The sequence below is a fragment of the Desertibacillus haloalkaliphilus genome, from assembly GCF_019039105.1.
In the GTDB taxonomy this organism is placed as follows: domain Bacteria; phylum Bacillota; class Bacilli; order Bacillales; family KJ1-10-99; genus Desertibacillus; species Desertibacillus haloalkaliphilus.
Map to the genome: position 1 here is coordinate 66,323 of NZ_JAHPIV010000002.1, position 24,613 is coordinate 90,935.

At 40.5% G+C, this 24,613-nt stretch carries 23 protein-coding genes; 15 read left to right on the plus strand and 8 right to left on the minus strand.

Annotation, left to right across the window (positions count from 1 at the left end; all coding sequences use genetic code 11):
* Positions 1 to 25 precede the first annotated feature (25 nt).
* Entirely contained in the window at positions 26 to 742 is a 717-nt protein-coding gene (locus KH400_RS02510; protein WP_217221624.1) for a cytochrome c biogenesis CcdA family protein, read from the minus strand.
* A gap of 349 nt (positions 743 to 1,091) precedes the next feature.
* On the opposite strand from KH400_RS02510, the gene KH400_RS02515 reads away from it, so the two are divergent.
* The 5 genes from KH400_RS02515 (at position 1,092) to KH400_RS02535 (ending at position 7,620) form a co-directional block, all read left to right on the plus strand.
* Entirely contained in the window at positions 1,092 to 3,230 is a 2,139-nt protein-coding gene (locus KH400_RS02515; RefSeq protein WP_217221625.1) for a transglycosylase domain-containing protein, read from the plus strand.
* A gap of 206 nt (positions 3,231 to 3,436) precedes the next feature.
* A complete protein-coding gene (locus KH400_RS02520; RefSeq protein ID WP_217221626.1) occupies positions 3,437 to 3,658 on the plus strand; it encodes a hypothetical protein in 222 nt (73 codons plus the stop codon).
* Positions 3,659 to 3,724: 66 nt separating this feature from the next.
* Positions 3,725 to 4,846, plus strand: a complete 1,122-nt coding sequence (locus KH400_RS02525; RefSeq protein ID WP_217221627.1) for a GerAB/ArcD/ProY family transporter — start codon at positions 3,725 to 3,727, stop codon at positions 4,844 to 4,846.
* 1 nt (position 4,847) lies between these two features.
* Positions 4,848 to 6,068 carry a Ger(x)C family spore germination protein gene (locus KH400_RS02530; RefSeq protein WP_217221628.1) on the plus strand — a complete coding sequence of 407 codons (1,221 nt, stop codon included), beginning with the start codon at positions 4,848 to 4,850 and terminating at the stop codon, positions 6,066 to 6,068.
* A gap of 22 nt (positions 6,069 to 6,090) precedes the next feature.
* A complete protein-coding gene (locus KH400_RS02535; protein WP_217221629.1) occupies positions 6,091 to 7,620 on the plus strand; it encodes a spore germination protein in 1,530 nt (509 codons plus the stop codon).
* Positions 7,621 to 7,751: 131 nt separating this feature from the next.
* On the opposite strand, the gene KH400_RS02540 is transcribed toward KH400_RS02535, so the two are convergent.
* Positions 7,752 to 8,246, minus strand: a complete 495-nt coding sequence (locus KH400_RS02540; protein ID WP_217221630.1) for a hypothetical protein — start codon at positions 8,244 to 8,246, stop codon at positions 7,752 to 7,754.
* Between the two features lie 362 nt (positions 8,247 to 8,608).
* On the opposite strand from KH400_RS02540, the gene hemE reads away from it, so the two are divergent.
* Genes hemE through hemY form a run of 3 tightly spaced genes read left to right on the plus strand, consistent with a single transcriptional unit; the run spans position 8,609 to position 12,052 of the window.
* The gene (gene hemE / locus KH400_RS02545) at positions 8,609 to 9,643 is read left to right on the plus strand and encodes a uroporphyrinogen decarboxylase (RefSeq protein ID WP_217221631.1); all 1,035 of its coding nucleotides are present in this window, start codon (positions 8,609 to 8,611) and stop codon (positions 9,641 to 9,643) included.
* 52 nt (positions 9,644 to 9,695) lie between these two features.
* Positions 9,696 to 10,634 carry a ferrochelatase gene (gene hemH / locus KH400_RS02550; protein WP_217221632.1) on the plus strand — a complete coding sequence of 313 codons (939 nt, stop codon included), beginning with the start codon at positions 9,696 to 9,698 and terminating at the stop codon, positions 10,632 to 10,634.
* A gap of 2 nt (positions 10,635 to 10,636) precedes the next feature.
* The gene (gene hemY / locus KH400_RS02555) at positions 10,637 to 12,052 is read left to right on the plus strand and encodes a protoporphyrinogen oxidase (protein WP_217221633.1); all 1,416 of its coding nucleotides are present in this window, start codon (positions 10,637 to 10,639) and stop codon (positions 12,050 to 12,052) included.
* A gap of 135 nt (positions 12,053 to 12,187) precedes the next feature.
* On the opposite strand, the gene KH400_RS02560 is transcribed toward hemY, so the two are convergent.
* The 4 genes from KH400_RS02560 to KH400_RS02575 all read right to left on the minus strand — a co-directional run bounded on the left by KH400_RS02560 (position 12,188) and on the right by KH400_RS02575 (position 15,247).
* Positions 12,188 to 13,195, minus strand: coding sequence for an aliphatic sulfonate ABC transporter substrate-binding protein (locus KH400_RS02560; RefSeq protein ID WP_217221634.1), 1,008 nt, complete (start codon positions 13,193 to 13,195; stop codon positions 12,188 to 12,190).
* Positions 13,196 to 13,236: 41 nt separating this feature from the next.
* On the minus strand, positions 13,237 to 14,007 hold the full coding sequence (locus KH400_RS02565) for an ABC transporter permease (protein ID WP_217221635.1): 771 nt from the start codon (positions 14,005 to 14,007) through the stop codon (positions 13,237 to 13,239).
* The gene (locus KH400_RS02570) at positions 13,940 to 14,785 is read right to left on the minus strand and encodes an ABC transporter ATP-binding protein (protein WP_217221636.1); all 846 of its coding nucleotides are present in this window, start codon (positions 14,783 to 14,785) and stop codon (positions 13,940 to 13,942) included. The genes KH400_RS02565 and KH400_RS02570 overlap by 68 nt, the downstream gene beginning before the upstream one ends.
* Positions 14,786 to 14,992: 207 nt before the next feature.
* Positions 14,993 to 15,247, minus strand: coding sequence for a hypothetical protein (locus KH400_RS02575; protein ID WP_217221637.1), 255 nt, complete (start codon positions 15,245 to 15,247; stop codon positions 14,993 to 14,995).
* A gap of 355 nt (positions 15,248 to 15,602) precedes the next feature.
* Between KH400_RS02575 and KH400_RS02580 the strand changes: the two genes are divergently transcribed.
* The 4 genes from KH400_RS02580 to pheA all read left to right on the plus strand — a co-directional run bounded on the left by KH400_RS02580 (position 15,603) and on the right by pheA (position 19,013).
* Positions 15,603 to 16,142: a Spo0B C-terminal domain-containing protein gene (locus KH400_RS02580; RefSeq protein ID WP_217221638.1), complete on the plus strand. Its 540-nt coding sequence runs from the start codon at positions 15,603 to 15,605 to the stop codon at positions 16,140 to 16,142.
* 25 nt (positions 16,143 to 16,167) lie between these two features.
* Positions 16,168 to 17,451 (plus strand): GTPase ObgE, encoded by a 1,284-nt coding sequence (gene obgE, locus KH400_RS02585; protein ID WP_217221639.1) that lies wholly within the window; start codon positions 16,168 to 16,170, stop codon positions 17,449 to 17,451.
* 219 nt (positions 17,452 to 17,670) lie between these two features.
* Complete coding sequence (gene thrR / locus KH400_RS02590; RefSeq protein WP_312889022.1) at positions 17,671 to 18,108, plus strand: transcriptional regulator ThrR; 438 nt, start codon at positions 17,671 to 17,673, stop codon at positions 18,106 to 18,108.
* A gap of 17 nt (positions 18,109 to 18,125) precedes the next feature.
* The gene (gene pheA, locus KH400_RS02595) at positions 18,126 to 19,013 is read left to right on the plus strand and encodes a prephenate dehydratase (RefSeq protein ID WP_217221641.1); all 888 of its coding nucleotides are present in this window, start codon (positions 18,126 to 18,128) and stop codon (positions 19,011 to 19,013) included.
* A 51-nt stretch (positions 19,014 to 19,064) separates the two neighbouring features.
* Here the strand turns inward: pheA and KH400_RS02600 are convergent, their stop codons facing one another.
* Both KH400_RS02600 and KH400_RS02605 read right to left on the minus strand, forming a co-directional pair.
* On the minus strand, positions 19,065 to 19,598 hold the full coding sequence (locus KH400_RS02600; protein WP_217221642.1) for a transcription repressor NadR: 534 nt from the start codon (positions 19,596 to 19,598) through the stop codon (positions 19,065 to 19,067).
* 21 nt (positions 19,599 to 19,619) lie between these two features.
* Positions 19,620 to 20,759, minus strand: a complete 1,140-nt coding sequence (locus tag KH400_RS02605) for an IscS subfamily cysteine desulfurase (protein ID WP_217221643.1) — start codon at positions 20,757 to 20,759, stop codon at positions 19,620 to 19,622.
* Between the two features lie 117 nt (positions 20,760 to 20,876).
* Between KH400_RS02605 and nadB the strand changes: the two genes are divergently transcribed.
* The 3 genes from nadB to nadA are packed head-to-tail and all read left to right on the plus strand — an operon-like array spanning position 20,877 to position 24,409.
* Positions 20,877 to 22,451: an L-aspartate oxidase gene (gene nadB, locus KH400_RS02610; protein ID WP_217221644.1), complete on the plus strand. Its 1,575-nt coding sequence runs from the start codon at positions 20,877 to 20,879 to the stop codon at positions 22,449 to 22,451.
* Positions 22,452 to 22,463: 12 nt separating this feature from the next.
* On the plus strand, positions 22,464 to 23,309 hold the full coding sequence (gene nadC / locus KH400_RS02615; protein ID WP_217221645.1) for a carboxylating nicotinate-nucleotide diphosphorylase: 846 nt from the start codon (positions 22,464 to 22,466) through the stop codon (positions 23,307 to 23,309).
* Positions 23,306 to 24,409 carry a quinolinate synthase NadA gene (gene nadA, locus KH400_RS02620; RefSeq protein ID WP_217221646.1) on the plus strand — a complete coding sequence of 368 codons (1,104 nt, stop codon included), beginning with the start codon at positions 23,306 to 23,308 and terminating at the stop codon, positions 24,407 to 24,409. Before nadC ends, nadA begins: the two co-directional genes overlap by 4 nt.
* Positions 24,410 to 24,613: the final 204 nt, after the last annotated feature.

Sequence of the window (24,613 nt, forward strand, 5' to 3'; positions counted from 1 at the left end):
CTCCCCCTATACAAATGCATCAGCGTCATATGTTGAATGGAACAAAGCGAGCAAGATACGCTGAAATCACGGCAAATTGACCAGTAAATAATAAGATACCTAAAACAATCATAATTGTACCACTAATTTTCTGAATTTTAGGGATCAATTTATTTAGTTTCTTCATTTTATTCAGCGAACGTGACCATAATAACGCCACAAGTAAAAATGGAAGTCCTAATCCAATCGAATAGACAAGTAGCATTAGCATTCCTTCTGTCATCGTATCTGATCGACCGGCTAACACTAAAATCGATCCAAGGACGAGACCGATACATGGTGACCAACCTGTACCAAATAAAAAGCCGAAAAGGACCGAGCTTCCAAAACTAGTTGACTTTTTTGGTGATGACGAAAATTTCTTTTCACTGATTAGCATGCGAATGGAGATCAGTCCAGTCATTTGTAGCCCAAAAACAACGATAATGATGCCACCAACTTGTTCAAATAATTGCCGGTTACTTGTAAAGAACTGACCGATAAATGTCGATGATGCTCCTAATAGTAAAAAGATGATCGTGAATCCGAGAATAAACCCGAGACTCCTCGTAATAATAAGCTTTCTCGTTGCATGAATTTGATTATCGGAAATCGTTGTTCCAGTTAACTGTGCTAGGTAAGCAGGAACTAACGGGACAATGCATGGCGATAAAAAAGAGACAACGCCTGCTAGAAAGGCTAGCCAAATAGTTACTTCTGTCAATATGTACACCTCCACTTGAAGTCTGTAGTTATATTCTATCATGTCTATGCTATTATACCGAATTTTTCCGCAAGAAGGATAGTCCAACCTATGAGTTCAGCAAATCCTCACTTTTGGCAAAGTGGAGTCATTGAGAGATTTGGCTAGTTTTGTCGAATTGTCTATAATATAATGAGAGGACTCTTTAAGAGTCTGTTCAAAAAGGGGTGTTTATCCCTAGCAGGCGTGCAGCGAGTGGAGCCATTGCAAAACACTTTTTAAACACGCTCTTTAATGTTTAATGCTAACTGACGACACACGAATCATTTTTGTAGAAAATCGATTTATGAAAATAAAGGGAGTTTAGTATATGACGAAAAAACGACTGCTCATCAGTCTTGCGCTCATTGTCGCCATGTTTGTTGTTGGACTGATTGGTTATATGACGATCATTTTCGCTGGGAATTATGTGATTGATGATAAAAAGTTAGTCATGAACTCAGCTAGCACGCTCGTAGATGAAGAGGGCGAACTCATCACGAGGTTATATCTTGAAAACCGAGATCTCGTTTCGATTCAGGACATACCTGGTTCTGTAAAAGATGCGTTTGTCGCGATTGAAGATACTCGCTTTTATGATCATCAAGGCATTGACGTTCGTGCTATTGGTCGCGCGCTTTACCGTGATATTTTGGCAGGGGCCAAGGTTGAAGGAGGAAGTACAATTACCCAGCAACTCGCAAAAAATACGTTTTTGTCTCATGATAAGTCATGGTTGCGCAAGACAAAAGAAGTGTTAATTGCGATGAATTTAGAAAGAAAATATAGTAAAGACGAGATTTTAGAAATGTATCTAAATCGGATCTATTTTGGCCATGGTGCATATGGGATCCAAGCCGCATCAAAGCTTTATTTTAATAAAGATGTAAGTGAGCTAACCGTTCATGAAGGGGCTTTGCTTGCTGGATTACCAAAAGGACCTAATAGCTACTCACCGATTACAAACCCTGAGCGAAGCAAACAACGCCGTAATCTCGTTCTGAATGTCATGGAGCGAGAGGGTTATTTGACACCAGAAGAGGCGATTCGTTCACAGGGGAAGACGCTGGCCATTGATCGAAATGAAAGTAGCGAAAATGAAGCGTACTTAACGTATATAGACATGGTGTTAGATGAAATTGAAGAAAAATATCATTTAACGAATGAAGAGGTCTTAACGGGTGGTTATACCATCGTCGTTCCTATGGACAAACAAGTGCAGCAGGCATCATTCGAGCTTTTTCAAAATGACGCTTATTTCCCCGGACAGGATGAGCATGTCCAAGGCTCTTATGTATTAATGGACTCTGAAACGGGTGGAGTCTTAGCTGTTCAGGGAGGCCGTGATTATGTACGAAAAGGAATGAACCGGGTCAATACTAAGCGACAACCAGGCTCAACTTTAAAGCCACTAGCCGTGTTTGCTCCGGCGTTAGAAACGGGGGAGTATGAACCGTATTCGCTGCTAAAAGATGAGCTACAAGATTACGGTGGTTACACACCAAGAAATGCGAGTAATGAATACCAAGGTGAGGTTACGATGTTTGATGCGATTACACACTCAGCGAATGCCCCTGCGGTTTGGCTTCTCAATGAATTAGGAGTACCGGCTGCCAAACGTGTTTTTGACACATTTGGGTTAAACATCCCTGATGAAGGGTTGGCGATTGCCCTAGGAGGATTAAAGGAGGGAGTGACTCCGCTTGAGATGACGACCATGTACCGCTCATTTGCCAATGAGGGGAGAGTCATTTCGCCTCATTTTGTCAAAGCGGTCTATGATCGTAATCAAGAGTTGATCGGTACGGCTGACCAAAAAGAAGAACAAGTCTTTTCAAAACAAACGGCATGGTATATGACGAGAATGTTAGAGTCTGTTGTTGATGAAGGAACAGCGGCTGTAGGGACTACGACACATGCGTTAGCTGGTAAAACAGGGACGACTTCTTATACAGGTGTTGCTGGAGCAACAAGAGATGCTTGGTTTGTCGGGTACACCCCTGACGTTGTCGGTTCGTTGTGGATGGGGTACGATGCAACGACACATGAACAACACCTAACAGGTGGGAGTGCTTATGCAACAACATTATTTAAAGATATTCTAAATGAAGTAGAGCGTGAGCATGTCACTGCTTTTACGAAGCCGGAGGGTGTCAACGATTTGGAACCACCAATTCGCTTTGTGGCGATTGATGATTTAGAGGCATCCTTAACACTTAGAGGGAAAGGACTAATAGGTGTGAAATTAAATTGGACACCATCAGCCGATGAGCGACTCCAATACCATATTTATGAAGTCAATGATGACGGATTGACGAAAGTGGCAACCGCCCAAAATGGCGAGGTCATTGTTGGTGATATTAATCTATTTTCTTTACAGGACTACGCCGTTGCCCCGTATAATCCATTAATTGATCGAGAAGGTCCGGTGTCAAATGTTGCCTCAGTGAAAATTGGATTCTCTTTTTAAAAAACAGGCTGTGTTGGTTCAACACAGCTTGTTTTTTATGTCGGAAAGGCACCATACTCGCTACCGTCTTTGATTAGAGGATGCGTGCAAGAAGTGATCTGTAGGTTTCGAGTAGATGACGATGCAAGGTATCTTTTTTCCTCATAATTTGGAAGAAGTGAGAAAAGCTATGAGAAATTAGAAAAATGTTTATAAAGGAGAAAAAAATGAGTAATTTCATCGATTATATCTTTGGTTTCTTGCCAAAACGTGCCGTTTTTTGGACGGCGTTTGGGACTTCGTTGTTTATTTTTTTTATGCAGTGGTTGAATGCAAAACTAAACGAATTAGTGAAGCTGCCGTATATGAGAGCAGAAAATCAGCAGAAGCGGAAGGAATTAGTAGGTCAAAGTGAACAGCCGACAGCAAATGACGGTAGTAAAAAATGAGGTTACGTTTGAACGACAAACTTACTTCCTGAGGGCTGAGCTCCGATACAGAAAGGGCGGGTTAGCATGAGTAACAATCGCTACAACATTGCCCCATATGAATTAGGAATTGTGATTTTTAGTATGGTCATGGGTGTTGGGATTCTAACCCTCCCGCGAGCATTAGTGGTAGAAATAGATACAGTTGATGGCTGGCTATCAATTGCAGGTTCAGGTTTAGTTATGATCATTTTGGTTTTTCTCTATGGGCGCTTGCAGCGTTGTTTTCCTGGGAAAGACTTTTTTGATTATATTGCTGGTAGCCAAGGAGGAAGGTGGCTGACATACGCATTAGCACTTTTGTTTTCACTGTATTTCATTTCCTTACTGTCATACCAAGCACGGATTCTTGCGATCGTTGTAAAAATGTACTTGCTTGATCAGACACCTTCGGAAGTGTTAGTAGCAGTGATTTTATTAGTGACCACTTATGGGGTAACGAAAGGGATTCAAGGACTTGTTCATTTAAGTTTAATGTTTCTGCCGATTATCGTATTCGTGTTAATGGTACTGTTACTAGCAAATATACCGAATATGGAGGTTGATCGGGTTTTACCGGTGTTGCCGGAAGGAGTTATGCCGGTATTAGCAGGGATGAAAGAGACGATCTTTGTGTTTTTAGGTGTAGAAGTTGTCCTATATTTAATGATGTATGTAAAAGCTGATGCTATTCGCACATTGCCACTAAATATATCCCTTGCGTTTGTCACAGTGTTATATATGCTCGTGTTTCTTGCTTGTGCATCGATCTTTGGTAGTCATGCACTTGAAACGATCGTTTTTCCGACGGTCGAAGTAGTCAAGGAGATTGAAGTTCCTGGTGCGTTCTTTGAACGTTTAGAATCAGCGATGATTACAATCTGGATTATGACGATTTTTAATACAATGACATTTGCTCAATTGCTAGCCTATCGATCAATTAAACGACATTTACTACATGATAAGAACCATCGTTGGTTATTGGCTACAATCGTACTTATTGTTTTTCTGACTGCCTTTATCCCTAATTCACTTGAAGACTTATTTATCTTTGGGGATGTAATTGGTTGGTTTGGACTCGGTTTATTCGTTCTGAGTTTGCTCATTGGATATCTAACCGTCTGGTATCGTAAGAAAAAGGCAAAGATCAACAGGGCAGAGGGGGTTTAATATGAAAACAAATCATTCAATTTTGGTGATTCTGTTGAGCATTGGCATCGTCCTTACGGGTTGTTGGGATTTAACTGAGATTGAAGAAATTGGCTTTGTGTTAGCGGTAGGTATCGATCCTGTCGATGATGAGGATGAAATGGTAAAGAAATATGAAGCTGAAAAAGGCCGATCGATTGGAAAAAAAACGGATCATGACCAATTCGTCAAAACATCATTTCAAGTCGCCATTCCGAGTAAGATTGAAGCTCAGGAAGGGGCAAGAACGGGTCGCGCGTTTTTAACCATTTCGTCAACAGCACCAACGAACTTTGAAACGAATAGACATATTGCTTCAAGACGAAGCCGGCGCTTAAATTTTGAACATTTAAAAGCGATTGTGATAAACGAGGAAATCGTTCGTCAACCAGAGATGCTTGAACACATGCTAGATTTTTTTATTCGTGACCATGAAATGCGGAGAAGAACGTATATGTATGTGACAGATGGAGATGGCAAGGAGGTGCTTGATATAAAGCTTCCCCTCGAAGAGCTAGGAGCTACCTCGATTACCGATATAACTGATAATGAAGATGCCGTGTTACAAATGCTTCCCCCCCTCACGATTGGTGAACTGTCTGAACTGATTGCTAGTGATCAAAGTTTTCTTATTCCAAGGGTTGCCCAGCATAATGATGACCTTAAAATCGCCGGAGCTGCTGTCGTTTCGGGGGCAGACAAACGTCTAGTAGGATGGCTCGGGGAAGAAGATGTGAAAGGGTACAACTGGATTACAGGTGAAGCGGAAAGTTCAATTATACAAGTATTGCATAGTGACATTGAGCCATTTGTTTATGAAGTAACTTCAATGTCATCAACGATTGATTATAAGCGAGAAAATAACAAAAATACATTTGATGTTGAAATTAGGGTTGAAGGTGCATTTACAGAGAGCTGGATTCATGATCTCGAAGTTGGTGATCCTGGTGTATTAAGGCAATTAGAAGATGAAATCGCTGCAGAGATTAGGCGCCAAGTCGAAGAAACGATTGAAAAGATGCAAACTGAGTTTCATGCAGATGTATTTGATTTTCTAAAAGAGGTCAGAAAAACAAATTATGATTATTGGAAAACTGTGAAAGACGAGTGGGACGGAGAAGACGGTGAGTTTAAAGATACTGAAGTATCCGTTGATGCGAAGGTGAAGATTCGTCATTACATGTTAAAAGAGCGTTTAGGTTAAAACGTTATTAGGGGGTGAACCAGTGTTTAAAAAGCTACTTAAGAGACTAAATGAAAATAGTGTTCGTCAATCGGACGAATATGACCTAGAGCTATCGGATAAGATTGAGGAAACGGTCAAGTCCGTTAATAATATTATTGGTGAGAGTAGTGATATCGTACAGCGCGATTTCCATATTGGAAAAAAAGTGAAAGCAACATTATTTTTTATTGATGGTCTAGCCGATGATAACGGAATTGAAAAGAAGATTATTAAGCCATTGATGTCAGCGAATCTTGAGGAACGTTCGATGTCTGACCGGAGCAAAATGATCGATCACTTAATGAAGGATGAAATTACATTTGTCGAGCCGTCTGTCGAAACGACCTTTGATGATGCAATATTACCGCTGATGTCAGGCGAAACGTTACTGATCATTGACGGGGTCAAACAGTTCTTTCTATTTGATACGCGTCAATTTACTCAACGGGCAATTGAAGAGCCAGATAGTGAAATTGTTGTTCGTGGTCCACGAGATGGATTTAATGAAGTGTTGCATACGAATGTTGTCTTGTTACGCAGACGTATTAGAGATCCCAATTTAACTGTTCAATTCGGTCAGGTAGGTAGACGTGCGAAACATGATTTTGCTCTCCTCTATATGAAAGGAATTGCTAATCAAGAGTTAATTGATGAGGTACGTTATCGAATGGCTTGTATTGATACCGATGACGTAGCGGAAACGGGCTCATTAGAGCAATACATTGAAGATAATGTCTTGTCGCCGTTCCCACAAATGATGCGAACGGAGCGACCAGATAAAATAGCTGATGCACTCTTAAATGGTAAAGTGGTTGTTGTCATGGATGGTACGCCGTTTGTGGTTATGATGCCAGTGACGTTTCATGAATTGTTTAAATCTCCAGAAGATAATTATGACCGTTGGCATATTGGTTCATTGTTGCGAATGTTACGCTATATCGCGGCTTTTATTGCGATGTTTCTTCCGGCCCTTTATATTGCAATGGTGTCGTACCATCAAGGAATGATTCCTACAACATTAGCTTTGTCGATCGCAGGTTCACGTGAGGGGGTTCCATTCCCAGGTTTTGTTGAAGCTTTTCTGATGGAGTTCACGATTGAGCTGTTACGTGAAGCAGGGGTTCGGCTTCCTCGTGCGGTTGGACAAACGATTGGGATTGTCGGTGGTTTAGTTATTGGTGATGCGGCCGTTCGTGCAGGTATCGTTAGCCCGATTATGGTTATCGTTGTCGCCTTAACAGCAATCGCTTCGTTTGCAATCCCTGCATATAATGTAAGTATCACGCTGCGAATTTTAAGGTTTGCGATGATGATTGCTGCTGCAATGTTCGGTTTATTTGGGATTGTTATTGTTTATATTTTAATTAATATTCATTTTGTTGGGTTACGAAGCTTTGGAAGCTATTATGCTTCACCATTTGCACCCTATTATTTCCCGGGTTGGCTCGATACGATCATTCGTGCCCCACATTCCATTCAGAAGAAGCGCCCAGCTGAACCAAAAACGGTGGATAACAGACGTTCGAAATAGTTATTTCCAAAGTGATGGGCTATCTAGTGCCATAATAGTAAAACGATCGAGAGTTATTCAGGTGAACTCGCTAGTCCTGTGCTAGTAGTAACTTTAGCTTGCTTGACCTCAGCTTTTGCTTCATATACATCCTAAGGTATTGTCGCTTTCCATTGCTGTAGAAATATTCTGCGTATCAGAGCACCGATCATAAAGCCTAAAACCATTGATAGGATCGGTAAAAAAATCGGACCTAGAAAAATGGGGGTTGTACTAACATTCGAATAGACAACCCCAAGCGTTGTTATATAGGCAGAGACCGCAAAAGGAATGGATAAGTATTTTGGAATCTGTTTCTTATTAATTTTTAACGCATCACAATAGCTGTCAAACATGGCGAAAATATATAAACAGGGGTAAAACATCGCCCATTGGTAATCTAAAACTTGAATGGCAGCATCCATATCTCCTTGAAAGCTGTGGACGATGCTAACGTTCAGCCTTGCTTGGACATTAATGATAAATTCTAACAAGATAAAAACAATACCCTTGATATACTTTTGATTGAGTAGCTGTCCGAAGCCTGGTAAAGCTATTGACCAGAGAAAGATTTCTTTTGGTTCGTAGTTTTTTTTAATAATGTCCATACAAGTTACTCCCTTATGTAAAAAAATGACTTCAATTCATAGATATCATCATTTACAGTTTTTGTAAAATATATACAAATGGCAGCAAGAGGGGCCCTAATGCCTACTCCCATTCAAGATTTCTATATGGAATCATTTGTAGGTTATACGTGGTATTTGCCAGACTTTCATAATGGGGATGTCAAATTCGATCCACAAAATCACGCCTGTTTTTTATCAATTTTATGACAGTTTACGACAGCATCTATACATAAGTGAATGTCAGAATTATAGTAGAAAGTATCTAACCATGATTTTTTTGTCGGTTTCGATTAAAATAGAAAGAAGTATGGAAAATGATGATCGCAGAAAGGTGTGTCACGATGAGTAAACAATTATTCAATGATAACTTTTTAAAAGCATGTAAGGGGGAAGAGACGAGCCATGTCCCAGTATGGTACATGAGACAAGCTGGTAGATCCCAACCAGAATACCGCAAATTAAAAGAAAAATATTCATTATTTGAAATTACTCATCAACCGGAATTATGTGCGTATGTCACAAAACTTCCAGTTGATCAATATAATAATGATGCTGCAATTTTATATAAAGATATCATGACACCGCTCCCTGCGATTGGTGTAGATGTTGAAATTAAGTCTGGGATTGGACCTGTGATTGAAAAGCCGATTCGTTCACTTGAAGACATTGAAAGGTTAGGAGAAATTCATCCTACGGAAGATGTCCCATATGTTTTAGATACGATCAAAATACTTAGAGAACAGTTAACCGTTCCATTAATTAGTTTTAGTGGGGCACCCTTTACCTTAGCGAGTTATATGATTGAGGGAGGTCCTTCAAAGAACTACAACAAAACGAAGGCATTTATGTATGCTCAACCAGAAGCTTGGTTCAAGTTAATGGACAGGCTAGCTGATATGACGATTACCTATGTCAAAGCACAAGTAGCAGCAGGAGCACAAGCCATTCAAATCTTTGATTCTTGGGTTGGGACGTTAAATGTGGCTGATTACCGCACATTTATCAAGCCTGTCATGCAGAGAATATTCACAGAACTCAAGGGTGAAAATGTTCCATTAATCATGTTTGGAGTAGGAGCGAGCCACTTAGTCAATGAGTGGAATGACTTACCATTAGATGTGGTTGGACTTGATTGGCGTATGACGATTAATCAAGCTCGTAACAAAGGTGTAATGAAACCTGTCCAAGGTAACTTAGACCCTGCGATCTTATTAGCACCATGGTCAGTGATTGAAGAACGTACAAAAGAAATTCTTGATCAAGGGATGCATCATCCGGGATATATCTTCAACCTAGGCCATGGCGTCTTCCCAGATGTGAAGCCTGAAACGTTAAAACGTTTAACGGCATTTGTGCATGAGTATACGAAAAAATAAGCAAGCAATAGAGAATCACCACTGAGTATTAAAGAAACTGGAGCGTGTTTATATGGCGAAGAAAACAATTGGGCTACTGGTGATGGCTTATGGAACACCACGGACTCAAGAAGAAATAGAACCTTACTATACACATATTCGACGCGGGCGAAAACCTTCAAAAGAAGCATTGGAGGATTTAACCAATCGTTATGAAGCCATTGGTGGTATTTCGCCGTTATCAAAAATTACTGAGCAACAGGCAGAGAAGCTTGAACAACGATTAAACGAGCTTAATGAAGAGGTGCAGTTTAAAGCTTATCTTGGATTAAAACATATTGATCCATTTATTGAAGATGCCGTAAAACAAATGAAGGATGATGGAATCGAAGAGGCGGTTAGCATCGTGTTGGCCCCTCATTTTTCGACGTTTAGTGTCAAGTCCTATAATGGACGTGCGAAAGAAGAGTCAGAAAAAATCGATGGACCAACGATGACAAGCATTGAAAGCTGGTATCGTGAACCGAAGTTTATCCGCTATTGGGCAGATCAAATTAAAGAAACGATGGCAAGCGTTGAAGATCAAGAGTCTACAGTGGTCATTTTTTCAGCACATAGCTTGCCAGAAAAAATTATCGAAATGGGCGATCCTTATCCTGAACAGCTTCAAGAAACAGCTGACTTGATTGCAGCAGAGGCTGGGATTAAGAATTATACGATAGGCTGGCAAAGTGAAGGAAATACACCAGATCCTTGGATTGGCCCTGATGTACAGGATTTGACAAGGGATTTATATAAACAAAAAGGGTATCAATCGATGATTTACTGCCCTGTAGGATTTGTTGCTGATCATCTTGAAGTGCTCTACGATAACGACTATGAATGTAAAGTTGTAACCGATGAGTTAGGCGTGAACTATTATCGTCCAGAAATGCCCAATGCAAAGGAAGAGTTTATTGATGCCTTAGCAACAATCGTTCTTAACAAACTTAATGGGAAAGAGCGTGAGTAGGCGTGGGAAATGATGTGAAAAGAGTAGCGATCATCGGTGGCGGAATTACTGGCCTAACAGCCGCCTATTATTTACAAAAAGAAAGCATGGCGAAAGGCCTTTCAATTGAATACCGTCTTATCGAAGCGAGCAATGAGCTTGGTGGTAAAGTGCAAACAGATTATACGGATGGATTCGTGATTGAGAGAGGGCCAGATTCGTTTTTAGCGAGAAAGACTAGTGCAGCAAAGTTAGCAAAAGAAGTAGGGCTTGAAGATGAGTTGGTTCATAACGATACCGGGAAGTCCTATGTATTAAATGGTGATAAATTGTATCCGATGCCTGGTGGGGCAATTATGGGAATTCCGACACAATTAACCCCATTTGCGGCGACGAAACTGTTTTCACCGGTCGGAAAGCTAAGAGCCGCTGGAGACTTGGTCTTGCCAAAAACGACTCAGCCAGATGTCGATCAATCGTTAGGAAGCTTTTTTAGAAAACGGTTAGGGAATGAAGTGGTCGATCGTCTAATTGAACCACTACTATCAGGAATTTATGCTGGTGATATTGATAAATTAAGCTTAATGGCGACATTTCCACAATTTCATCAAGTCGAGCAAAAGCACCGTAGCTTGATTTTAGGAATGAAAAATACTACACCGAAAAAGCCTAAAAGTACAAATCCGACTCAAGAGAAGCCTAAAGGTATGTTTTTAGGTTTGAAACGAGGCTTGTGCTCCTTGGTTGACAGTATTGAGAATCACCTTGATGAAGATTCTATTCTGAAAGGAACGAGCGTAACTTCGATTGTTCGCAATGGTGAGCAATTTGAGCTCACGTACTCAGATGGAAGAACCGAATCCTTTGACCGAGTGATTATGACAACACCATTTGATGTGACAAAAAAGGCATTGAATCAATACTCTTTTGTTACTGATGTTGAAGATATTCCAGCAACATCTGTTGCTACCGTAGCCATGGCATTTCCTGAGGATGCGATTCAACAAGATATTGAGGGAACAGGGTTTGTTGTCTCGAAAAAAAGTGATTATACGATCACAGCTTGTACGTGGACTCATCGAAAATGGAAGCATTCGACGCCAGAAGGATATGCATTATTACGAGGGTATGTCGGACGTGCAGGTGATGAAGAGATTGTTTACGAGTCGGATGATGTGATAATCGAAAAAGTCCTTTCCGATTTAAACAAAATTATGGATATAAAAGGAGAGCCAGAGTTTTTCCGAATCACTCGTTGGAAAAATGCGATGCCACAATATGTGGTTGGACATAAAAAGAAAATAGAGAATCTAACAGCTGAACTTCATTCAAAGCTACCAGGACTCTACTTAGCAGGGGCACCTTATGAGGGAATAGGGCTTCCAGATTGTATTGATTCGGGTGAAAAAGCTGTTAGTGAGCTATTAAGCTCAATATAAACGAGAAAAAGAGGTTTTCTAGCATGTCATCTGTTGGAAAGCCTCTTTTTGTGTTTGGCCACTTCCGGATATATATTGAATGTCGGTCAACTACAAAAAAAGTGCTACTCTTCATGTGAGCAGCACTTTTTACTGTTATTCTTCATTTGCAATTTGATCGAGTCTTGATGTATCAATAAAACCATCAAGGTTTGGTTCATCATCGATAAAGCCTAATTTGTATGATGCATCAGCCCAATCGATTAATGCCTCAGGATGAGTTTCTGTTGTTACCATCATACGCTCCCAAGCGTTTTCTAACACGGTTTCAGGTAATTCTGTTTGCGTCAGGTTAAAAATTGATTGGTTGATGATGTCTAGTGTTTCTTCCGTATTTTCTAATGCAAAGTCTACAGATGTTTTATGTGCTTGTAGAATACTGTCAACTAATTCAGGGTTTTCTTCTAAAAATGCTTGTGATGTAACAAGTACGACACTTGGTAATGTTTCGCCTAGGAATACTTCATCCCATTCAGCTACAACGTTAGCACCTAATTCTTCTACAAGATACGTTCCCCATGGTTCTGGAGCAGCATAAGCGTCCATACGTCCTTGTTCAAATAATGTGACTGCATTTGCAGGTGCTTGACGTGACATATGTTCAACAGTTCCACCGACACGGTTTGATTCTAAGCCAAGGTCTTGAAGCATGACTTCTAGTTGAACGTTGTGAGTACAACCATTACCTGGAGTTCCAAATGACATGTCATTAAAATCTTCAAGCGTTTCAATACCGGAGTCTTTTTCTGATACAATTAACGTTGCACCATTGGCTGCGGCTCCAAGGACAACTATATCTCCGCCACGTAAATAGTAGTTAATCGCAGGACCAGGACCAACGTAGCCGATATCGATCGTACCGGCATCTAATGCATTAATAAAATCGTTTCCATTAGGAAAATGTACTGATTCTGCTGTGACATCGCCTAATTCATCTTGGAAGAATCCCTTTTCAACACCGACTATTCCAGCGGCATGGTCTAAGTTAGGGAAATAGCCAATTGTAACTTCATCTGGCGCACCTCCGGATGATGAATCTGTACCACAAGCTGCCAAGAAGGCAACTGATAAGACGAAAACAAAACTGTAAACTAATCTTTTCATCGTAAAGTCTCCCCTTTAATTATTTATTATTATTATTATTATTAATTTGCAAGTCCCCATCTAGTCATTACACGTTTTTCAACTTTATTGAAGATGAGATATTCAACGATTAAACCGATGGCAGAAATAATGACCATAATTGCAATAACAAGGTCAAAATTAAAGAAGTCATTAGCATCCATTAATGTACGGCCAAGACCGCCTGTGCCAAGCAATTCCCCTGCCATTAGAGCACGCCACCCGAATGCCCATGCGAGCCGTGCACCTGATAATGCAGAGGGGATTGACGCTGGGATCATGACTTTCCAAACTAACTCCGCTTTCTTGTAGCCCATCGTTCGTGCTGCACGGATAAGAATCGGCTGGACGTTTTTGATACCCATACGCATGTTTGATGTCATTGCCCATGTTCCACCTAAAATAATAATCGCAATAATTGCTGTGTTACCGCCACCACCAAAGATGAGTAACATAATTGGTAACCATACAATACTTGGAATCGATTGTAATGCAATGACAAGAGATCCAATTGTTTCATCTGCCCATTTTGAGCGGGCAAGTAAAATACCTAAACATGAACCAATAATAATTGCAAAAACAAAGCCTACGCTGATTCGTGATAAACTCGTTAATAAGGCACTAGTTAAAATGCCAGATTCAAAGAATCCTAGATATAATTGTTCTAATGTTCCGCTTGGTGATGGAAACATCGTAGCGGAACGAAATTCATAGATTAAATTCAGTCTATATATGCTCTCCCATATTACGATTAGAGCCGTAAAGAAGAGTAGCCTTCTGACTATTGTAGTCATCTCCCATTTCCTCCCTCATGACTTTTTCGATTTCTCCTCCAAGTTGTTTCATTATTTTCTCTTCTAGTTCGATAAACTCCTTGCTTGCTTGTTGACGCGGTCGTGGGAGATCAACTGGGAATGTATTAATGATTCCCCCAGGACGTGTTCCCATAAGTACAATTCGATCCGATAACAAGATTGATTCGCGGATATTGTGGGTAACAAAGATAATGGTCTTTCCTGTAGCTTCCCAAATGTATTGGACTTCTTTATGAAGCATGGATCTTGTTTGTTCATCTAAAGCTCCAAATGGTTCATCCATTAATAAGATCGCAGGATCCATAGCAAGGGCACGTGCGATCGATACGCGCTGTTTCATTCCCCCTGACAATTCATGCGGGTAAGATTTAACAAATTTACTTAAGTGAACGAGCTTTAAATAATCCAGTGCTCGCTTTTCCGCCTCTTGTTTGCTCATTTTCTTTTTTAAACCGAACATAACGTTTTCTAAAACGGTGAGCCATGGCATGAGCGCAGCTTCTTGGAACACAACGCCTCGATCTGGGCCCGGCCCTTCAACGACGGTGTCGCCGACACGCACGATTCCATCTGAAGCTTTATCGAGACCAGCGATAATGTTTAAGAGCGTTGACTTTCCACATCCTGATGGGCCTAATAGTGATAGAAATTCTCCAGGTTTAATTGTTAGATTAATATCATCGAAGACCGTAAATGAACTTTTTTCATCTTTATTTGTAAATGTTTTCCTAACATTTTCTATATGAACACCAGCCATATCAACGTACCTCCTTATTGGAAAAAAGTATATAATTCATAAATCATATCTTTTTAGTCGGTTTTAAGTTAGCTTCAGTATATGATGGAATGATTTTTCTGTCAACAGTCTTTTTACGTTTGTTTTAGACGGTGAGGGATGACTGGAGAAGGTTTTATAAAAAAAGCAATTGAAGTGACGAAATCACCTCAATTGCTTTCCAATCAATTACTGTTGCTGATTGTTTTGTTGTTGAGCTTGTTGAAGCTGTTGAGTGGCTTGTTGAACCTGTTGTTGAGCTTGTTGAATTTGTTGTTGCTGTTGAGGAGTTGCTTGTTGTTGAGCTTGTTGAACTTGCTGTTGAGCCGCTTGAAGTTGTTGTTGAGCAGCCTGAAGTTGCTGAGGGTTGTTTTGAGCTTGCTGAATTGCTTGCTGAGCTTGTTGAACGGCTTGTTGAGCTTGTTGAACTTGTTGATTTTGCATGAGAAAACCTCCATTTAATGTACATGATTGTTTGTGTGTTTTTTAACACGCTACTTATCTTGTCCTGTGAAGCAGTAAATATTCAAAAAAAGTCGATCGATATTCATTTCCGTTTGGATCTTTACCTAGTTTAACGAATGAAGTCATACTTAATTGAAATTGTAACGAGTTGGTTTGTTATTTCATTTCTGCGATGAATTAGTTTGTGGTAAGATATAACAAGCAAACTTTCTATAAGAGGGTGTTCAAAAAGTTCGGTAAAAATGACTGTCAATTTCTTGGTTCTTTTTGTCCTTCTTTTTGAACATCACTATAATAAAAAATAGGGAGTAACTTTTAATTTAGGAGTGCACTTATGTCGGAGAAGTGGGATGTTTTAGATCTTCTTAGCCATACCCGTCACGATTGGCTAAACCAAATTCAACTAATTAAAGGAAATTTAGCCCTGAATCGTTTAGATCGTGTCGAAGAGGTGATTAACGATATTATTAATCAAACTCGCCATGAAAGTAAATTAACAAATATCGGTGTACCGAAGCTCGCTCGTAAATTCTTAACTTTCAACTGGGAGGATCACTCATTTGAATTAGAATTTGAAGTTCTTGGTGAGGTTGGGCATTTAACGAATGCAGAAGATGGATTATATGAATGGTGTCTTCATTTTTTTGAACTCATCGATCAAAGCTGTAGGTTGAGTGCACCAAACCATTTACTTGTTACATTACATTTATTAGAGAGCGAAAATAATCGAATCACATTTGATTTTCATGGAGAGCTATCAGATACAACGAAAGTGACCGAGTGGCTTGCTACAAAAGCATTGTTGTATGAGAGAGTATCGATTATGGAATCCTATGTAGAACAAGAAGAAGTTGTAGTAACGATCAAGCTTTAGGGAGTAAAAATAGAGGTGAAAAACAATGTTTGTAGATAAAGTAAAAGTATTTGTTAAAGGCGGTGACGGAGGTAATGGAATGGTTGCCTATCGTCGTGAGAAATATGTGCCAAATGGTGGACCAGCCGGGGGTGACGGTGGGAAAGGAGCCGATGTTGTTTTCGAAGTTGATGAAGGCTTACGAACACTAATGGATTTCCGTTATCAACGTCACTTTAAAGCATCCCGTGGTGAGAATGGTAGACCGAAAAACCAACATGGGAAAAATGCTGATGATTATGTCATTAAAGTCCCACCAGGAACGACGGTTGTTGATGATGATACAAAAGAAGTTATTGCAGATCTTGTACGTCACGAGCAACGTGCGGTTATTGCAAGAGGTGGACGTGGAGGACGTGGTAACTCACGTTTTGCAACTCCAGTGAACCCAGCTCCTGATATGGCAGAAAATGGTGAACCAGGTATTGAGCGTTATGTGACGCTAGAACTGAAAGTATTAGCAGATGTTGGCTTAGTTGGGTTTCCAAGCGTCGGAAAATCAACATTATTATCGGTTGTATCAGCAGCAAAACCGAAAATTGCTGATTATCATTTTACGACGATCAAGCCGAATTTAGGGGTTGTTGAAACGGACGACGGGCGTAGTTTTGTTATGGCGGACTTACCGGGTCTAATTGAAGGAGCTCATGAAGGTGTCGGATTAGGTCACCAGTTTTTGAAGCATATTGAGCGTACTAAGGTTATTGTTCATGTCATTGATATGAGTGGTCTTGAAGGGCGTGATCCTTATGAAGATTATCAAAAAATTAATGAAGAGTTAAAGCAATACAACTTGAGGCTACTCGAGCGACCACAAATTATCGTTGCAAATAAAATGGACATGCCAGATGCAAGTACACATTTGGAGATGTTTAAAGAGCGTCTTGAGGATGATGTTGAAATCTTTCCAATTTCTGCGATTACGAAGCAGGGCTTACGTGACTTGTTGTTAGCGATCGTTGAAAAAGTTGAAATTACACCTGAGTTCCCAATTGAAGAAGAAGTTGATTCTGAAGCTCGAGTTGTGTATCGTCACGAAACAAAAGAAGAGCCATTCCACATTACCCGTGCTGATGATGGAGCGTTTGTGATCTCCGGTACTGAAATTGAGAAATTATTTAAAATGACAGATTTATCTCGCGACGAGTCCGTCAGACGTTTCTCAAGACAGATGCGCTATATGGGCATTGATGAAGCGTTAAGAGAACGTGGCGCAAGAGATGGCGACACCGTCCGATTAATGAAGTTTGAATTTGAGTTTATCGAATAACTTACTAATTGCTGCCCATCACATGATCTGGGCAGCTTTTCTATGTTAACAAATAGTAAGAATGTTTCAGTAGATTATGAAAGGAAACTAGATGAAATTAGTGAAAATTTTATAAATCATCTCAAGAGCAGTTGTCAAAAAGTTCTTACAAATTTATAATAAATGAATAGCTTTTTATCTGTTGAATAGAATGTGGTGGTGAAGGTTGTGGCTGGCAAAATTGATCAGTTTTATCTCGTTCGTGAAGATATGTTAACAGAAGCGATGCAAAAAACATTGGAGGCAAAAGCGTTACTTGAGCGTGGAAAAGAGAACACGATTGCTGAAGCTGTCCACGCTGTTGGATTAAGTAGAAGTGCGTTTTATAAATATAAAGATGGAATCTTTCCTTTCCATACGATGGTGAAAGAAAAAATTATTACTTTATCAATAAACTTAGAGGATCGTTCTGGAGCCTTATCAGAACTGCTATCTCTAGTTGCCACAGAGGGATCAAACGTATTAACGATTAACCAAACGATCCCTCTGCAAGGCAGAGCAAATATAACATTAACGATTGATACAGCGCCGATGAAGACGACAATTAGTGATTTAGTAAAAAGCTTAGAAGAAATGGATGCTGTTGAGAAGGTTGAATTAGTTGGTTCAGGATCATGAGAAAGGGTTGAAAAAGAATGGGTAATAGTGTTGCTTATTTAGGACCAAAAGGAACATTTACAGAAATGGCTGCAGCGACGATTTTTCCAAACGAAGAACATAAGCCGTACACGACGATTCCCAATTGTATGGATGGATTAGCCCAAGGTGAAGTAGATTATGCGGTCGTTCCCCTTGAAAATGCAATTGAAGGATCAGTTAATTTAACGTTAGATTACTTAATCCACAAACATAACTTGCCAATTGTAGGTGAAGTGACTGTCCCGATTGAGCAACATTTGATGGTTCATAAAGAAAATGTTGATTCATGGACAACGATCAAAGAGGTACGCTCACACCCGCATGCGATTGCACAATGCCACGAATTTTTGCGAAACGTATTACCTGATGCAGACAAGGTTTATATGAATTCAACGGGATCAGCGGTGAAATGGGTAAAGGATCACCCAGAACAGCCGGTTGCAGCGATTGGCAATGAGTTAGCAGCTAAAAAATATCAACTTGAGATTGTTCAAGAAAATATTCATGACTATGACAATAACCATACGCGTTTTGTGATCTTAGATCGTGACGGTGCATCGATAGCGAATTCATCGCCATTGTATGTTGGTGATAAGACGACGATGATGGTGACGTTACCATCGGATTATTCCGGAGCCCTTCATCAAGTATTATCTGCCTTTGCTTGGCGCAAGCTCAATCTATCGAAGATTGAATCACGACCAATGAAAACAGGCTTAGGAAATTACTTTTTTGTCATCGATGTTGATCATAAAATGGACGATGTATTAATTCCAGGTGTTGTTGCCGAGCTCCAGGCGCTTGATTGTGGTGTGCGAATCCTAGGCAGTTACACATGTTACTCATTGACAAAGGCAAAAAAAACAGCTCCTTCGATTAAATAATATATTCCTAAGCAATAAAGCCGTCTCTTATCGTTGAGACGGCTTTATTGCTTAGGATGATAATAAAAAACCAGCTTTCTTTAAGGCTTCACAGGTATCATTAAGCTGTTGCTTCGTATCTGCTTCAATCGTGTGCAAATGGGTCCCATCTGTGAGATCAGCTAGCAAATTAGCGTTTGTTTCTTTCATCTTCGCTAAGAAATTCTCGACGTCACGACGGTTATGAATCAACAACGAGGCGGTTAAGTCGCCATAGACAGGGTGCTCGACCATGACATTTTTAACACTAGCCCCATGGTCAACGATGATCTGAAGCTCTTCCCTAGTATCATCTGCATGATGTTGGCAAGCGATGATTCGCTCGATTTTCGTATTTGCTTCGTTTAGCATCATGTACCCTTGTGAAGTGGCAATGATGGGGTAATTCCTCGCTTTTAAAATCGAGATGTCTTGCACGATCACTTGTCTACTGACATTTGTTTTTTCTGACAATTCACTTCCGGTTAACGCCTGTTGTGAGTGTTGCAATGATTGCAAGATAAACTCTCTTCGTTTTTCTCCTAATAATTTCTTTCCCTTGTCCATATACGGTTACACTCCTTACTTTTAAACCGGTGTTTTTGATTTGTAATCTTTTATTATTTTCTCTAGACAAGTAAGGGTTTGATCAATGTCTGCTTTAGTTGTATCTCTACCAAAGGTGAGTCGAATAAATTCATTGGCTTCTTGGACTGAACAGCCGACCGCAAGTAAGGCCTTCGAGGGCGCGTGTTGCCCTACTTTACATGCGCTGCCTGTCGAAATCGCAATACCATAGCGGTTGCATTCAAGCATGACGAGTTGTCCTTCCATTCCTTTAATTCGTAAGCCTAAATGATGGGGAAGACGATCGATGGGGTGCCCCTCAAGTTTAATCTTGTCAGAATCGATATGTTCGAGAAAGTATGTTTTTAAACGTGATAGACGGTTGCATTCTTCTGGTCGCTCATCGTCAGTTTCTTTTGCCGCTTGCGCAAAGGCAGCGATGGTAGGTACATCCAAGGTTCCAGGTCTAAACCCTTTTTCATGCGTTGTGTTTGGTACTTGCGCCTTCCAAGAGACTGCAGGATCAATATAAACTGCACCGATCCCTTTTGGTCCATAAATTTTATGAGCAGAGATTGAAATACTATCAAGCCTAGCTTCTTTGACATTAAGAGGAATTTTTCCAAAGGTCTGTACACAATCACTGTGAAATAGTATTCCCTTGTCTTTTAGTAATTGTCCGATTTCATAAATGGATTGGATCGTGCCGATTTCAGAATTGGCATGCTGAATCGAAACGAGCACTGTCGTTGATCGGATTGCCTTAGCCAGTTCACTGACGTTAATTTTGCCGTGACGGTCTACAGGCATATAGGTTACATTATACCCTTGTTGTTCTAGTAAGGAAAAGGTATTTAACAGGGACGGATGTTCAATCTCTGATGTAATCAGGTGGTTCCCTTTTTGTTTGTGTGCACCAAGCAGGGAGAGGACCGCTAAACGGTTTGCTTCTGAACCATTTCCTGTAAAGTAAACCCCATTACTATCGCCATTAATGATTGTTGAAATTTGCTTTCTAGAAGCAGTTACAATTTGGTCTGCTGTCGTTCCATAATCATGTAAACTATTAGAATTTCCGTAATAGTTTTTTGCTGCAGTTGTATAGGTTGCTAAGGCACTAGCAGACATCGGTGTCGTTGCTGCATGGTCAAGGTAAATCACGAGATCACTACTTTCTATATGAGATTTTAAAAAAAACTCTTGTCACTAGTTTAATTTTATGTAAATATAAGTGTCAAGACAGGTGTAAAGTAAACGTGGGAAGTGGGGGTGTTCAAAATGATTAGTAGACGGGCTGATGTCATCGTTATCGGTAGTGGGCTAGCGGGTTTAATGGCAGCCGAGATTCTTTCTTTACAAAAGAATGTGATTCTTATCACAAAGTCTAATTTGGAGCAAAGCAATTCAAGGTTGGCTCAAGGCGGTATCGCCGCTGCCATTAGTGATGCGGATGATTGGCGCGATCATTTTTTTGATACGGTTATGGCTGGAGGCTTTCATAATAAGCAACAAATCACCGAAAAGCTAGTTAAAAAAGGACCTGAGTTAATCGAAAAACTTTTACAGTTAGGTGTAACATTTGATCGACAACCTAATGGATCATGGGCGCTTGGAAAAGAAGGTGCCCATCGTAGAAGACGAATACTTCACGCTGGCGGTGATGCTACGGGTAAAGAATTGATCGACTGTTTGCTTTCTCGTGTTAAAGAGCATGTCACGATTTTCGAGCATGAGATGGCGTTGGATTTTTTGATCGACGAAGGCCAATGTGTAGGGGTAACGACAAAGAATGAGAATGGTAATCTCGTAACCTATTATGCTGATTTTACAATTTTAGCTAGTGGTGGTGCTGGACAACTGTATTCGGTGACCTCAAATGGTAAGAACGCGACAGGGGATGGGCTCGCCATGGCTTACCGGGCTGGTGCACGACTTGCTGATATGGAGTTTATTCAGTTTCACCCAACAATGGCTGTGAAAGACAAGCGAGCCATTGGACTCGTGTCAGAGGCCGTTCGAGGTGAAGGGGCAAGGCTTATTACGAGTCAAGGACATTTTATCATGGAAGGAATTCATGATGATGAAGATCTTGGACCAAGAGATGTGGTTGCGAGAGCGATTCATCAAGCCTTACTTCATGATGAAAAGGTCTACCTTTCAATTGCAGAAATTTCAAACTTTAAAGAACGTTTCCCATCGATTACACAATTATGCAAGGAGGCACAAATCGACACCTCAGCTGGAAAAATCCCGGTAGCACCTGGTGCACACTTTTTTATGGGTGGGGTGGATACCAATGAAGTCGGTGAAACGACTGTCCCTAGGTTATATGCTGTTGGGGAAGTTGCTCGAACGGGGGTACATGGTGCGAATCGCTTAGCTAGTAATTCATTATTAGAAGCGGTCGTATTTGCAAATGAAGTTGCGCAACACATCTTATCTCAACCGTTCTCGTTCGAGGCATATTACCAACCAAGCATACATCCACTTGAGAGTAAGGTAACTCTACCACAAGCAACTGAAATCCAAGAGATCATGAGCAAGTATGTTGGGATAACTCGTGATCACGACGGTTTAATGAAGGCTAAAAGATGGTTCGAGTCATTCGAACCGATGATCACAAATAACCACTTACTTCACGTCAGTGTCGAGCAAAAGACCATTTGTAATCTATTAACAGTCGGTTACCTCGTTACCTTATCTGCGTTGCTGCGCACGGAGAGTCGAGGTGGGCATTATCGTATGGATTATCCTCAGGCAAACGATGATTGGCTAGGTTTACAAACATATTGCTTGTATCCAAGTGACCCGAACGTGCAAGAGAAAGTTGAGAATATAAAGACGACTGTTTAGGAGCGATTAAGAATGAATCCAATCAAAGTAAGGGAGCAATTGAAACAATTTTTTATTGAGGATTTGGGTGAAGGTGATCTTACTAGTCAAACGGTTTTTACGAACGACCACGTAGGGAGCGGGACGTTTGTTGTAAAAAGTGATGGAATCATTAGTGGGGTTGAAGTGATTAGGCAAGCCTACGCATTATTTAATGAGGATATAGATGTTTCTTTATATGTTCGAGATGGGGCTGAAGTCAGACATGGAGATGTTATAGCCACTGTACATGGACCGATGGTTGATTTATTAAGTGCAGAACGTGTTGTTTTGAACCTCGTGCAGCGGATGAGTGGGGTTGCAACGCTTACGAATAAAGCTGTTGCAATACTCGGTAGCTCGCATACAAGAATCTGTGATACAAGAAAAACAACGCCAGGGCTACGGATGTTTGAAAAATATGCGGTTCGTTGTGGAGGTGGCTACAATCATCGTCTAGGGTTATACGATGGAGTCATGATTAAAGACAATCATATTGCAGCATGTGGTGGAATTACTGCCGCTGTTCGCCGCGTAAAGGACCAACTAGGGCATATGGTAAAAGTAGAAGTGGAAACGGAAACAAGAGAAGAAGTAATTGAGGCTGTAGAAGCGAAAGCAGATATTATTATGTTTGATAATCGTTCACCCGATGAGGTTCGTGAGTTTGTTGAGCTTGTTCCAGGTTCAATATCAACTGAGGTGTCAGGGGGAATCGATTTAGCAACGGTCGCTGATTATCGTGATACATTTGTTGATTATTTGTCGTTAGGGTTTTTAACGCATTCCGCAAGAGCTCTAGATATAAGTTTTAATGTTCAAGGAGGAAGCAAATCATGAGTGTTTTAGATCTAATGAATACACCGTTCGTATTACCTGAGAAGTATAGACAAATGACAACAGCTGAACTGCAGCAACGGGTTCGAGAAATAAAGGAAACGTTTGGTGAAAAATTATACATTCCTGGCCACCATTATCAAAAAGATGAAGTAATCGCTTTTGCCGATGATACAGGTGACTCATTACAGTTAGCACAACAATCAGCGAGTAATAAAAAAGCGGATTATATTGTATTTTGTGGTGTCCACTTTATGGCGGAAACGGCTGATATTTTAACAAGTGAGGAGCAAACGGTTATTTTACCTGATATGCGGGCTGGTTGTTCGATGGCGGATATGGCGGATATTCACCAGACCGAGGCCGCTTGGGACGTGTTTCAAGATGTTTTTGGAGATACGGTCTTGCCATTAACCTATGTGAATAGTACGGCAGCGATTAAAGCTTTTTGTGGACGCAATGGAGGGGCAACGGTCACTTCGTCGAATGCAAAGAAGATGGTTGAATGGGCATTTACACAAAAGGAACGGATCTTATTTTTGCCTGATCAACATTTAGGTAGAAATACAGCGTATGATTTAGGAATTACTTTGGACGAAATGGCTGTATGGGACCCTGTGACAGAGGCGTTTGAATACGATGGAGATATAAACAATGTGAAAGTGATTTTATGGAAAGGACATTGCTCGGTTCATGAGAAATTTACCGTTGAAAACATAAAGAAGTTACGACAGCAAGATCCCGATTATTCGATCATCGTGCACCCAGAATGTACACATGAAGTGGTCCAGCAAGCTGATTATAATGGCTCAACGAATGATATTATTAAAACATTAGAACAGGCAGCCCCTGGCAGTAAGTGGGCTGTTGGGACAGAAATGAATCTAGTAGCACGTCTTGCCAACCTTCACCAAGATAAGAAAGTAATCTCATTAAATCCAAATATGTGCCCATGCTTAACGATGAATCGAATTGATCTTCCGCATTTGTTATGGGCGTTAGAATCAATTAAACAAAATGAAGTCATCAATGAAATTACCGTTGATAAACAAACCGCTAACGATGCGATTCGTGCGCTCGAACGCATGTTAGTACGTGCATAAGGACCTGATCGAGGGGTGTTCTAAAGGTTTCCCACCAACCTTTAGGGCACCTTTTTATATGTAAAAACGAATGCCCTCTTATGTTCCGTTTCGTAAGTTTGGTATATACGTTATTGTTTGCGCATAGATTGTGCTGAGGGTATTCATTTTTAATACTAATTTTGTTCGTGAATGTACTTATACGCCTACCAATGCATAGGATGT